General features: G+C 47.0%; 8 protein-coding genes. 5 read left to right on the forward strand and 3 right to left on the reverse strand.

Annotation, left to right across the window (positions count from 1 at the left end):
• Window positions 1–12 precede the first annotated feature (12 nt).
• The 3 genes from MTP43_RS00595 to MTP43_RS00605 form a co-directional block, all read right to left on the reverse strand.
• On the reverse strand, window positions 13–408 hold the full coding sequence (locus MTP43_RS00595) for a hypothetical protein (protein WP_113620656.1): 396 nt from the start codon (window positions 406–408) through the stop codon (window positions 13–15).
• Between the two features lie 24 nt (window positions 409–432).
• Window positions 433–996: a GNAT family N-acetyltransferase gene (locus tag MTP43_RS00600; protein WP_113620657.1), complete on the reverse strand. Its 564-nt coding sequence runs from the start codon at window positions 994–996 to the stop codon at window positions 433–435.
• Window positions 997–2251: 1255 nt separating this feature from the next.
• Window positions 2252–3670 carry an ATP-binding protein gene (locus tag MTP43_RS00605; protein ID WP_113620658.1) on the reverse strand — a complete coding sequence of 473 codons (1419 nt, stop codon included), beginning with the start codon at window positions 3668–3670 and terminating at the stop codon, window positions 2252–2254.
• Between the two features lie 246 nt (window positions 3671–3916).
• Here MTP43_RS00605 and MTP43_RS00610 point away from each other — a divergent pair, with 246 nt between their 5' ends.
• The 5 genes from MTP43_RS00610 (at window position 3917) to MTP43_RS00630 (ending at window position 12099) form a co-directional block, all read left to right on the forward strand.
• Window positions 3917–5416, forward strand: coding sequence for a class I SAM-dependent DNA methyltransferase (locus MTP43_RS00610; protein ID WP_113620659.1), 1500 nt, complete (start codon window positions 3917–3919; stop codon window positions 5414–5416).
• Window positions 5417–5443: 27 nt separating this feature from the next.
• Window positions 5444–6613 (forward strand): restriction endonuclease subunit S, encoded by a 1170-nt coding sequence (locus tag MTP43_RS00615; protein WP_249234980.1) that lies wholly within the window; start codon window positions 5444–5446, stop codon window positions 6611–6613.
• Between the two features lie 66 nt (window positions 6614–6679).
• Window positions 6680–7648 carry a site-specific tyrosine recombinase/integron integrase gene (xerA, locus tag MTP43_RS00620; protein ID WP_118658036.1) on the forward strand — a complete coding sequence of 323 codons (969 nt, stop codon included), beginning with the start codon at window positions 6680–6682 and terminating at the stop codon, window positions 7646–7648.
• A gap of 31 nt (window positions 7649–7679) precedes the next feature.
• Window positions 7680–8786: a restriction endonuclease subunit S gene (locus MTP43_RS00625; protein WP_249234981.1), complete on the forward strand. Its 1107-nt coding sequence runs from the start codon at window positions 7680–7682 to the stop codon at window positions 8784–8786.
• 19 nt (window positions 8787–8805) lie between these two features.
• Window positions 8806–12099: a DEAD/DEAH box helicase family protein gene (locus MTP43_RS00630; RefSeq protein ID WP_113620663.1), complete on the forward strand. Its 3294-nt coding sequence runs from the start codon at window positions 8806–8808 to the stop codon at window positions 12097–12099.
• The last annotated feature ends 712 nt before the right edge of the window (window positions 12100–12811 follow it).

Genomic DNA, 12811 nt, shown 5'->3' on the forward strand with positions numbered 1-12811 from the left:
GCACCACTTTCTTTAACCAGCCAGCAGCATTTCGTCATCTCGGCTGACGGCAGATTCTACAGATGAAACTGTCGCCGAGAAAGAATCTACTGCAGTTAAACTTTGTTGCTCAAACGAATCACTCGTGTCCAAACAAATAAAGTTCATTTGAGATCGAAAAGAATGCAGATTGCAGACCTCGATTGTGCTTATAAACTTCTGGATGGTTTCTATACTATTGGCCCAATCCAAAGGTTCCAGTTCAAACGTAAAACCATCATCTGTTTCCTGATAGTTCACTTCATCAAGTGCCTTATCCCGTCGTCTATTCTCTTCCACTATTTTAGCAACATTGGGATGATGCAGATTATACACAAACTGCTTTGCTTCATCGCCTCGCAAAACGATATCTTCATTCACATAACGCATAAACTGCCCTCCTTCGTTTCATTTTTATATAAGATCATTGATACAGGCCTCTTCATACCGTTCCAATTCGGCCCGATCATGGTGATAACAGTCATAATACATTCGCGTTGTAAAACCAGCATTTTCAACTGCCATTTGGCGAATCGGTTCAAAGCCAAAACTTTTGTACCACGATACTAAATCATTTACCGCATCAATAATTATAAAACGAACAGGCCACTTTCGTCCAAGCAGAGAAATCTCTTTTAGTATACCATTCAGTATCGTACTTCCGATTTTTCTGTGTTGACACGTTTTTTCTACCGCAAGATAATGAATTAAGAGACATCCATACCTTAACTCGGAATTTCCAGACCAGTTGTGGTCATTCGTGTCTTCACTGATTTCTTCTGCCGATAGTGTAATAAATGCGATTTGGTATACCGCAATCACGCGATTATTCAAAATAGCAACATACGTATATCCTTTTTCAAGAAGTGTTTCGTAGTATGCTTTCTTGATCAACTCATCAATTGACGGCTCTCCACATGAAAATCCCATCAAGCACTCGGGATCTTTCAATAATTCAACTTTAACCGTTTCTTTCATATGTCAAAACAGTCCTTTGTATGCGTTGCCAATCTGGGTATACCTATTTCTATTATACCGGAATTGTTTACTATTTTCAAGTGAATTATTCAGATTTGTTCACTATGTTATTGTAAATTCGTTAATGGCATGCTCCACAGTATGACCCCAAGAAAACATTCTGACCTAGAACTTGAGGGTATCTTAAGTAACCAATCAGAGATTCAAAAGCGAAACAACCCACTCGTCTAAGGAGAACTCGGATTAGTGGGCGGTTCTATACAATGGTGGTTCTTATATGCCTCTTGCTGCATTTTATTTTAATGTTGCCACTTTTTCAGGGAACTTGCCACTTTTAGCATAGAGGTTGCCATTTTTGAGATGAAGTTGCCACTTTTCTATGGCAGGTTTCCGCACTTTCCGCATTACTTTCCACACTTTCCATATATCATTGGATATGCCCGCCTTGCTAAACTTCTATATGAAACATTGCTATTTGGATGTAAATTGAATATAATCTTAAATGGAAAGTGGACGTCATTCCGCTGGTGTGGCTGACACCTAAAATCCGATCTGATACAAGACGTAAGGGCTTGAGGCTGGCAGGCAGCGATAAAATCCGAAAGCGATGCAGGACATAGGAGTCTGAGGTTGGCGGACAACGATAAAATCAGTCACAAGGGGCATCGGACAGCACTGCGGTGTTGTAGATGTCCTTTTTATACTGTTGGCATTCAGTTCACCACCAAGTAACAAAAGAATGCCCGCCCACCGATGGAGTTGAATCTCCACAGTGAGCGGACATTTTGCGTTTTTGTTCGATTCGAGTGAATCTATTCGGCTTGTGGTTTTCGCTAAACCCACGGTTTGGCTCTACAACAGGCTGATGCCGAACCAGTCTATTGCTTCAATGCCACCCGATAGCTGGTCAACGCCGCTATCCTCTAAAAGTATTATACACCGTTGATGTGGCATTGCAAGGAAAAAACGCCATACACGATGATATGCTCAATCGAAAGTCGATACTTTCTTGAAGCGTAATATATCGAACTCGATACTTTCTTCGTCAAAGTCGATACTTTTTACAAGAGTATAGCGAGTTTCCGCCCTCCACAGGATATGCCTCCTCGCTAAACTTTTTCAGAGATTGCTACTTTTTAAGGCGTAGTTTCTAAATCTTGCCCAAAGGATGCTACATTTTGGCTCAAGGTCGCTAAACATAGCGCACAGAAAATCCCGCAATAATATAATTAAACTTATGATAATTTGGATTATATTACTTCCTGTAAACTGCATCTTCCTGAATCAGAATCAGGTTGGAGTTCTCCGCTGCCATTTCCACCAGTCGATCTGTAAAGCCGCTCTTGGAGAACAGTCCGTACACAATTTCGTAGCCCTTAAAGGCCGCTGTAAGTTCTTTGGACTGCCCCTTTTCTTGCAAGGCAGAGTAGACCGCCACATCCACAGGTTTCGCATGGTACTTACACTCACCGAGGAACAGCCGTTTGTGCTGGTTGTCCACAGCTGCAACATCGATCTCTGTGTCTCCCTCGTTGTCGTTACACCAGTAAGAGCCAATGCGTGAAGGTTCAAAGTCAATCTGCCCCTTTCGGCACAGCTCTGCAAAGATGTTCCGGCAGATGCTCTCATAAGCGAAAGCCACGAACTTTTGCTTAAAGTCTTTGCCCATCTCGTCCAGCACGATCTGCTGGTTATCCAGTTCCAACTCCCCCTTGAATGGGTACACATAGCGGAACCAGAAGCGGATGAAGTTGTCCGAAACATAATACAGGCTTTTCCGGGAACGCTCTGGATTCTTTTCGGTGATGGGAACGTTCTTGATAACAAAACCAAGGTCGATCAGTGTTTTCAGGTACGGCGTAATAGCTGACGTGTCCTGCTCCATCGTCATACCGATCTTGCTCAGCTTGTGGTTGCCGTCCGAAATCGCTTTTAGCACGGAGAAATAGTTGATAGGCGTCTGCACTTCCTCGTTGAGCAAGAAATCCGGTTCTTCATACAAAAAGCCATTTTTCGACAGTACCACACGCCGAATCTGCTCCACCAGCGGCTCGTCCGTCTGGAAAAACTCCATATATTTCGGTACGCCGCCCGTGATGGCATACTGCTCCACAGCCTGCTCAAACGACAGGTTCTGCGCCGCATACACATCCGTAAATTGCAGCGGCATCAGCCGAATCTGTGCCGTTCTACGGCCATAGAGCGGACTGTCGTAGGCAAGTGCGTGTTTTTTCATCATGCTGATGAGGGAACCGCAGAGAACCAGCATCACGTTATGGTCTTTCAGCACTTCATCCCATGCGTTTTGCAAGATGGACGGGAAATCCGGGTTCGTCTTGACCAGATACGGAAATTCATCAATGACAAGCACCTTTTTCTCGTCCGGGTGGTCGTCTGCTACCACTTGGAATAAATCCAGCCAGTCGGTGAATGTGACCTTGCTGAGCATGGGATTCTTCGTGGTACGGGAAAGCACCCCGGCAAACCGCTTCATGCTCTGGGCTTCACTTTCTGTGGTTGCCAAAAAGTAGAACGCGCGTTTATCTTTGATAAACTCTTTAATCAGCGTTGTTTTTCCAACACGCCGCCTGCCGTAAATCACCACAAAACCGCTGCCACGCTCTAATTCTGCATTCAGCGTTGCCAGTTCGGATGTTCTGCCGATGAAGTCCATACCGTTCACCTCTTGCTTAATATAATATAATTTAAATTATGATAATATCAATTATATTATAGCTGTTCTGCACAAAACCGTCAATAGGACGAAATATCGAATTTTCAACATCAAATTCATACAATGTAGAAAACTCCGGGCTTCCCCCTTTTGCAGATTGAACCGATCCCGAAGAAACGGTATAATAACAGTATAACAAATTATTGTTTGTCGGGCTTATTTTCTCGACACGCAGGAGGAACATACATGGTAACCGGAGAACTGAAAAGCAAAATTGACAGCCTGTGGGAGATTTTCTGGACGGGCGGCCTGACGAATCCCTTGGATGTGATCGAGCAGATGACCTATTTGATGTTCATTCACGACCTCGATGAAAGCGACAACACCCACGCCAAAGAAGCCGCTATGCTGGGTCTGCCCTACAAGAGCATCTTTGCGGGCGAGGTACAGATCGGGGAGCGCACTGTGGATGGAGCACAGCTCAAGTGGAGCGTTTTCCACGATTTCCCGGCAGGCAAAATGTACTCCACCATGCAGGAGATGGTGTTCCCCTTCATCAAGAATTTGCACGGCGACAAGGACAGTGCCTACGCCAAGTACATGGGTGATGCCATTTTCAAAGTGCCCACGCCGCTGATGCTGGATAAAATCGTGACTGCCATGGACGGAATGTATGAGCAGGCGGCACAGCTTTCCAACACCGACATTCGCGGCGACATCTACGAATACCTGCTTTCCAAGCTGGCAACGGCGGGTGTCAACGGTCAGTTCCGCACCCCACGCCACATCATCCGCATGATGGTTGACCTGATGCAGCCCCGCGCTGATGATGTGATTTGCGACCCGGCCTGCGGCACGGCGGGCTTCCTTGTGGCCGCTGGCGAATATCTGCGTGAAAACCGCAAGCAGGAAGTGTTCTTTGACCGCAAAAACAAAGACCACTACATGAACCACATGTTCCACGGCTTCGATATGGACCGCACCATGCTGCGCATCGGCGCTATGAACATGATGACCCACGGCGTGGACAACCCGTTCATCGAGTACCGCGACAGCCTGAGCGACCAGAACCCCGACAAGGACAGATACAGCCTGATTCTGGCAAATCCCCCATTCAAGGGCAGTCTGGACTACGACATTGTTTCCACCGACCTGCTCAAGCTCTGCAAGACCAAAAAGACTGAGCTGCTGTTCCTCGCCCTGTTCCTGCGGATGCTGAAAGTCGGCGGACGCTGCGCCTGCATCGTCCCGGATGGCGTTCTGTTCGGCTCTTCCACTGCACACAAGGCGATCCGCAGGGAGATCATCGAGAATAACCGTTTGGAAGCCGTGATCTCCATGCCCTCCGGCGTGTTCAAGCCCTATGCAGGCGTTTCCACCGCCATCCTGATTTTCACCAAGACCGGCCACGGCGGTACGGATAATGTCTGGTTCTACGATATGAAGGCCGACGGCTTCTCGCTGGACGATAAGCGCAGCCCGACCACGGAAAACGACATCCCCGATATTATCACCCGGTTCCACAACCGGGAGGCTGAGGCCACCCGTGAGCGCACGGAACAGAGCTTCTTTGTTCCGAAAGACGAGATCGCGGGCAACGACTATGATTTGTCCATCAACAAGTATAAAAAGACCGAGTATGTGCCGGTGGAGTATCCTTCCACACAGGAAATTATGGCACAGCTGCGTGATTTGCAAAAGAAGATCGACGCAGAGATGGACGCTTTGGAAGAACTTTTGAAATGAAACAATTCTAATTTGTGGGAGAAACAGATGGCAAAACTGGGAGACATTTGCTTTCAAATTACCGATGGGAGCCATAATCCGCCTGCCGGAATTGAAAACAGCAAACATTTAATGCTTAGCTCCAAAAATATCAACGATGATGAAATAACTACAACGGCTCCACGATTTTTAACAGATGAACAATTTGACATCGAAAACAAGCGGACGAATGTGCTCTCTGGTGACTTGCTCATGACGATTGTGGGGACTGTTGGACGAGTAGCGGTTGTTCCAGAAATGTTAGCAGGTATTTGTCTGCAACGGAGTGTTGCGGTTATAAAGCCAAACCCAACAATAATAAACAATCGATATTTAATGTACCAGCTTCAGAGTATGCGAAAATTTTTGGAGTCTGAGGCTCGTGGCGTAGCACAAAAGGGCATTTACCTGAAACAAGTAGGTGACCTTTCTGTTATTACGCCGCCTTTGGACGAACAATACCGAGTAGTTGATACTTTGGATCATATTTCTGGTCTTATTCACATTTATCAGCAGCAGCTCACCAAGCTGGACGAGCTTATCAAAGCTCGATTTGTGGAGGTGTTTGGGGATATGTTACTAAACTCCCTCGAATGGCCTGAAAAGTCACTGGAAAGCCTTGCGGATATTGTTTCAGGAATCACGAAAGGGCGTAAAACAACGGAAACTGAATTAATCGAAGTGCCATATATGGCAGTTTCAAATGTAAAAAGCGGATATATCGACTGGACTACGGTTAAAACAATTTTGGCAACCAAGCAGGAAATTGAGCAGTATCGTTTGATGCCAGATGATATTTTAATGACTGAAGGTGGTGACCCTGACAAAGTAGGCCGTGGTGCTATTATCAAAAATCCATTAAAAGATTCCATTCATCAAAATCACATTTTCCGTGTGCGACTTGATAAGAGCGAACTTTTGCCCGCTTACTTTGCTGAATATCTGCAACATCAAAAAGCAAAGCGTTACTTTTTGGGTTGCGCCAAACAGACAACAGGTATTGCAAGTATCAATATGCGCCAGCTCAGAGCGTTACCTGTCTTAATTCCCCCTCTGCCCCTCCAAAACCAGTTTGCCGCCTTTGTAGCCGAGGTAGACAAATCAAAAGCTGACGTGCAGAAAGCCCTTGACCAGACACAATTACTCTTTGACAGCCTGATGCAACAGTATTTTGGCTGATAATAAGCAACAACAGGCACTTTGCCGGAGCAGGATGTTGGTACACCAGAAAAGGAGTGCGCCAATATGGAAGACAAAATCGTGAAGATCATCAACGAGATGGCAGAGTACCTGAATGTTGCACAGATGAAAAAGCTGCAAGAGGTGCTGTTGCAGACGTTTTCTGAATCCGAAGCGCAGAAAGAGCAGATCTCCAACGAGGAATATCTGAAGCTGTTCCTTGATGCCAAGAAAATCGAGGGCTGCTCTGAGCGCACCATCCAGTATTACCGGGTCACGGTGGAACGGCTGCTGCAAACCGTGGACACGCCCCTGCGCAAGATGACCACCGAAGAAATCCGGCGGTATCTGGTGGAATATCAGAAGATCAACAACTGCGGCAAAGTGACCATCGACAATGTGCGCCGGAATATTTCCAGCTTTTTCTCGTGGCTGGAAGAAGAGGACTACATCCTCAAAAGCCCCATGCGCCGCATCCATAAAATCAAGACCAAACAGCCCGTGAAGGAAACCATCTCGGACGAAGCTATTGAACGCCTGCGGGATAACTGCAAGTGTGCGCGCGACCTTGCTATGATTGATTTGTTGTATTCCACTGGCATTCGTGTGGGAGAGCTGGTGAATCTGAACATTTCAGAAATCGACTTTGAAGCCCGCGAGTGTGTAGTGTTCGGCAAAGGCGACAAGGAACGCCGGGTTTATTTTGATGCCAAGGCAAAGCTGCATTTACAGGACTATCTGCGCTCCCGCACCGATGCAAACCCGGCGTTGTTTGTAACACTGGACGCACCCTTTGACCGTTTGAAGATCAGCGGCGTGGAGATCCGTCTGCGGGAGTTGGGCCGCGAGCTGAATCTGGACAAGATCCACCCGCATAAGTTCCGCCGCACCATGGCTACCCGTGCCATCGACAAGGGAATGCCCATTGAGCAGGTGCAGAAAATCCTCGGTCATTCGCAGATCGGCACCACCATGCAGTATGCAATCGTGAATCAGAACAACGTCAAAACCTCCCACCAGAAGTTTATTGCCTGAAAAGGCAACTTCTAATTTGTGGGAGAAAACAATGCGAGTCAAACTTGAAGATGTTTGCGAACGTGGGACATCCAGCTTGATGCAAAAGGACATCGTTGATAAAAATGGAAAGTATCCGGTATACGGTGCATCAGGTCGTATTGGAAGCATGGAAACCTATCAGCAGGAACATCAAACTGTTGCTGTTGTGAAGGACGGTGCGGGCATTGGGAGAACGATGCTTCTCCCTGAAAAATCCTCTATCATCGGCACGATGCAGTATCTTATACCCAAAAACTGTATCGAACCCGAATATCTATACTATGCTGTCAAATATATGCACCTCGAAAAATATTTTTCGGGTGCAACCATTCCACACATCTATTTTCGAGATTACAAAACCGAAGAATTTAATTTGCATAATAAAACCGAGCAACAGGAAATTATTTCTACCTTAAAAAGAGTAGAAGCTGTGATTTCAAACCGCCGAGAACAACTTGCCATGCTGGATGAACTTGTCAAAGCTCGATTTGTGGAGATGTTTGGTGACCCGATTTCTAATCCTTTCGGTTTTAAAGTGAAAACATTGCAAAAGATGATAGATGATGGAACTATTATGTATCATTTAGACGGAAATCATGGTAGCGACTATCCTCGTAATGAAGAATTTGTAGAATGTGGAGTGCCATATATTAGCGCTAACTGCATTGTGCATAATGATGTGAATTTGAAGTTAGCGAAGCATCTTACCGAGGAAAGAGCATCTAAACTGCGAAAGGGAATTGCTCAAAATGGCGATGTACTATTTGCACATAATGCAACGGTTGGCCCAGTAGCTATTTTATATACTGACGATGAAAAGGTGATTTTGGGAACGTCATTGACAGCGTATAGATGTGATAAGGAACGCATGGTTCCCGATTATCTAAAAGCCTATATGCAAAGTGAAGGCTTTGTATGTCAGTATACAAAGGATATGAAGCAGACGACACGAAATCAGGTTCCAATCACCGCACAACGAAAATTCCTATTTGTTATACCTCCTCTTTCCCTCCAAAACCAGTTTGCCGCCTTTGCAGCCGAGGTAGACAAATCAAAATTGTTCGCAGAACTTTTTGCGCAAAACGCTTGCATTTTGGCTGAAAATCGTTCAAAATAGAAGCCGGGAGGTGTGAGAATTGACCAACTTTGACTTTTTGAAAGATGACCCGCAATTTTCCGGCTTTGCGGATGCCGCGATTGCTGCGGAGAGGATTCTGCCCATTGATGCGGCCACCGCTGTGCTGGACTGCCGCCGCGCCATGGAGTTTGCAGTCAAATGGATGTATTCGGTGGACAGCTCCCTCGTCAAGCCGTGGGATGATAAGCTCATCAGCCTGATGAGCACAGAAGAATTTCACGACATTGTAGACGATGATTTGTGGCGGCGGATGGATTTTATTCGCAAGCGCGGCAATGATGCCGCCCACGGAAGCCGCAGCATCAGCCGGGAACAGGCGGAACTTTGCCTCGAAAACCTGTTTCTGTTCCTTGATTTCGTGGCGTACTGCTACGGAACAAGCTATCAGGAAAAGAAATTTGACGCTTCCCTGCTCACACAACAGCCTGCTGCACCCGTTGCACAGCCTGCCCTGCCGGATGTGGACTTGGATACACTCATCAAGGAAAATGCCGAGCTCAAGGCGCAGCTGACCGCCCGCCGTGAAACACAGCAGCCCACCTATGTACCCAAGCCGCTGGAACTTTCGGAGTACAAGACCCGGAAACTGTATATTGACTCCATGCTAACCGATGCCGGGTGGGTCGAGGGCAAAAACTGGGTCAACGAGGTCCCTCTGCCCGGGATGCCCAACAAGAGCGGCACCGGCTATGCAGATTATGTCCTGTACGGCGATGATGGCCGTGCGCTGGCTGTGATCGAAGCAAAGCGCACCTGTAAGGATGTTGCAGTAGGCCGTCAGCAGGCAAAGCTGTATGCAGATATTCTCGAAAAGCAGTTTGGTCGCCGCCCGGTGGTATTCCTGACCAACGGTTTCGATACCCGCATTGTAGACAATATCTATCCCGAGCGCAAGGTCGCTTCCATTTACTCCAAGCGCGACCTTGAAAAATGGTTCAATCTGCAAGCCATGCGCACCAGCCTTGCCAATGTGGATGTAAACAAAAACATTGCCGGACGGTACTATCAGGAGGGGGCCATCAAGGCTGTCTGCGACAGTTTTGGCCGCAAGAACCGCCGGAAAGCCCTGCTCGTCATGGCAACCGGCTCCGGCAAGACCCGTACCGTCATTGCACTGGTGGATGTATTATTGCAGCATGGCTGGGTCAAGAACGTGCTGTTTCTGGCTGACCGCAACAGCCTTGTAACCCAGGCAAAGCGCAGCTTTGTCAACCTCCTGCCGGAGCTTTCCGTAACGAATCTCTGCGAGGACAAAGACAACTTTACGGCACACTGCGTGTTCTCAACCTATCAGACCATGATGAACTGCATTGATTCCGTTCACGATGCAGAGGGCAAGCTGTTCACCTGTGGCCACTTTGATATGATCATCTGCGATGAAGCACACCGTTCCATCTACAATAAATACCGCGACATCTTCCATTATTTCGATGCACCGCTGGTTGGCCTGACCGCCACACCCAAGGATGAGATCGACAAAAACACCTACGAGATCTTTGACCTCGAAAACGGTGTGCCCACCTATGGTTATGAGCTGGCGCAGGCCGTCAAGGATGGCTTTCTGGTTGACTTCCTCTCGGTGGAGAGCGAAGTAAAGTTCATGAAGAAAGGCATCACCTACGATGAACTTTCGGACGAAGAACGGGAAGCCTACGAAAACACCTTTGAGGATGAAAACGGCAACCTGCCGGCCAGCATTGATGCATCTGCTCTGAACAGCTGGCTGTTCAACAAGGACACCATTCGGCAGGTCTTGAATGTCGTGATGCAGAACGCCTTGAAAATCGACTACGGCAGCAAAATTGGAAAAACGATTATTTTTGCCAAGAGCCACGACCACGCAGAAGAAATCCTCAAAGTGTTCAATCAGGAATATCCGCACATGAACGGCTATGCCATGGTGATCGACAATCGGCTTAGTTATGCGCAGAGTGCCATTGACGAATTTTCTGACCCGAAGAAATTGCCGCAGATTGCCATCTCGGTGGATATGCTGGACACCGGCATCGATGTGCCGGAGGTTCTGAATCTGGTCTTTTTCAAAAAGGTTCTGAGCAAGGCAAAATTCTGGCAGATGATCGGTCGCGGAACCCGCCTGTGTCCGGGGCTTCTGGATGGTGAGGACAAGAAGAAGTTTTACATTTTTGACTTCTGCGGGAATTTTGAGTTCTTCCGCATGAACAAAGGAAATGCTACCCCGAATATGATTGCCGTTCAGGGTGCGATTTTCGGTTTGCAGTTTGAAATCGCGTATAAATTGCAGGATATGCAGTTCCAAACGGAAGAACTGAAAGCGTTCCGGACTTCACTGGTGGAGCACATGGTCAGTCAGGTGCAAAAGCTGAATCGTGACAATTTTGCGGTCAAACAGCATTTGAAATATGTTGAGTTGTATGCGGATAAAAATAGTTACAATGCGCTGACCTATGCAGATACCTTGATTGCCCGGGAAGAACTTGCCCCCTTGATCGAACCGGAACCGGATGACCCGAAAGCACTGCGTTTTGATGCTCTGCTGTACGGCATCGAATTGGCATACCTTGCCGGGAAGCTCTACACTCGTGGCCGCAGCGAGCTGCTGAAAAAAGCGAAAGCGGTTGCGAGCGTGTCCAATATTCCAGAGATTGATCAAAAACGCGCGTTGCTCGAAAAAATTATCCAGACCGACTATATCAAAACTGCCGATGTGAACGAGTTTGAGCACATCCGAAAAGAGTTGCGTGACCTGATCAAGTACATCCCCATCGAGCGGGTACGGTACACCACAGATTTCTCTGACGAAATTCTTTCGACAGAATGGAAAGAAGCCGAGCTGGAAAACGATGATCTGAAAAATTACAAGGCAAAAGCTGAGTACTATGTACGGCAGCATCAGGATAATGCAGCCATCGCCAAGCTGAAAGGCAACATCCCGCTCACTGCCGAGGATGTCAAGGAACTCGAAAAAATTCTTTGGAGTGAGGTTGGCACAAAAGAGGACTATGAAGCCGAATATGGCACAAAGCCTTTGGGAGAATTCGTGCGGGAAATCGTTGGTCTTGATATGGCTGCGGCGAAAGCTGCATTTTCGCAATATCTGGATGGTGCTAACCTCGACAGCCGACAGATTTACTTTGTCAACCAGATTGTCGAGTACATCGTACATAATGGTACGATGAAGGACCTCTCTGTTTTGCAGGAACCACCTTTTACAGACCAGGGAAGCATCGTAGAGGTCTTTACAGATTTGAGTGTATGGCTTGGTATTCGCAAGACCATTGAACAGGTCAACGCCAACGCAATCGCAGCGTAATAGAATATCTTCTAAAACGGTAAAGTGGATTTTATCCGCTTTGCCGTTTTTCTTTTTGTCTAAAATTGTGAAATTTTCAAAACTGTATTCCAAAACGGTCCTGCGGATTCCTATTAGTGTAGAGGCTTTCAAAATCTTTTGTAAAACGGCTTTCCGCTAGTTCTATAAGTGGATAATGAACAAAATCTATATTCTAAAATTAGGCAGTTCAACAAAATTTGAAAATCTGTATGCCAAACACCCATTTTAGAATGTTATAGGTATAGGAGGTTGTTTGAAAAAGTGAAAATTTTCAGAATTTTCATAAGCCCCCGTTTAAAAACACCCCTTTAAGTTTGTATAAGGTGTGGGAACTACTTTCAAAAGCAGTCTTACTCGCATTTTTGAAAGCCCTCAACTTCTTACAAAATCACAGTGCACCTTGAAAACCACATGATCGGCTGCAAGTCAATATGCTTTTTCGGGGAAGTGCCGCCACGACACGAGCGCACCAAGAAGAAGCCATACGCCGGAGGAAATCGGGCAGGAACAGCTTGCGGGCAGACCGACACCGAAGAAGAACCGGGCAAGCTGGCAGAGAGGACTTCGCAAAGTTTTGTCTGTCAGGTTGTTCGGCGCAAGAGTGCAGAGAGGTGCGGGTCGCCTGCGGCGACCTCAAAAGGCCACTGGCCTTTTGAAGCACCGACCGAGCCGACAGGCGAGACCGGCTCTT

Origin of the sequence: Faecalibacterium sp. IP-1-18, from assembly GCF_023347355.1 — a bacterium.
Taxonomy (GTDB): Bacteria; Bacillota; Clostridia; order Oscillospirales; family Ruminococcaceae; genus Faecalibacterium; species Faecalibacterium prausnitzii.

What these genes read in the sequence shown, in the direction of transcription:
- MTP43_RS00615 (WP_249234980.1), top strand. Translation starts at nt 5,444, where the DNA reads ATGGCAAAACTGGGAGACATTTGCTTTCAAATTACCGATGGGAGCCAT.
- MTP43_RS00625 (WP_249234981.1), top strand. Translation starts at nt 7,680, where the DNA reads ATGCGAGTCAAACTTGAAGATGTTTGCGAACGTGGGACATCCAGCTTG.
- MTP43_RS00610 (WP_113620659.1), top strand. Translation starts at nt 3,917, where the DNA reads ATGGTAACCGGAGAACTGAAAAGCAAAATTGACAGCCTGTGGGAGATT.
- MTP43_RS00600 (WP_113620657.1), bottom strand. Translation starts at nt 996, where the DNA reads ATGAAAGAAACGGTTAAAGTTGAATTATTGAAAGATCCCGAGTGCTTG.
- MTP43_RS00595 (WP_113620656.1), bottom strand. Translation starts at nt 408, where the DNA reads ATGCGTTATGTGAATGAAGATATCGTTTTGCGAGGCGATGAAGCAAAG.
- MTP43_RS00605 (WP_113620658.1), bottom strand. Translation starts at nt 3,670, where the DNA reads ATGGACTTCATCGGCAGAACATCCGAACTGGCAACGCTGAATGCAGAA.
- xerA (WP_118658036.1), top strand. Translation starts at nt 6,680, where the DNA reads ATGGAAGACAAAATCGTGAAGATCATCAACGAGATGGCAGAGTACCTG.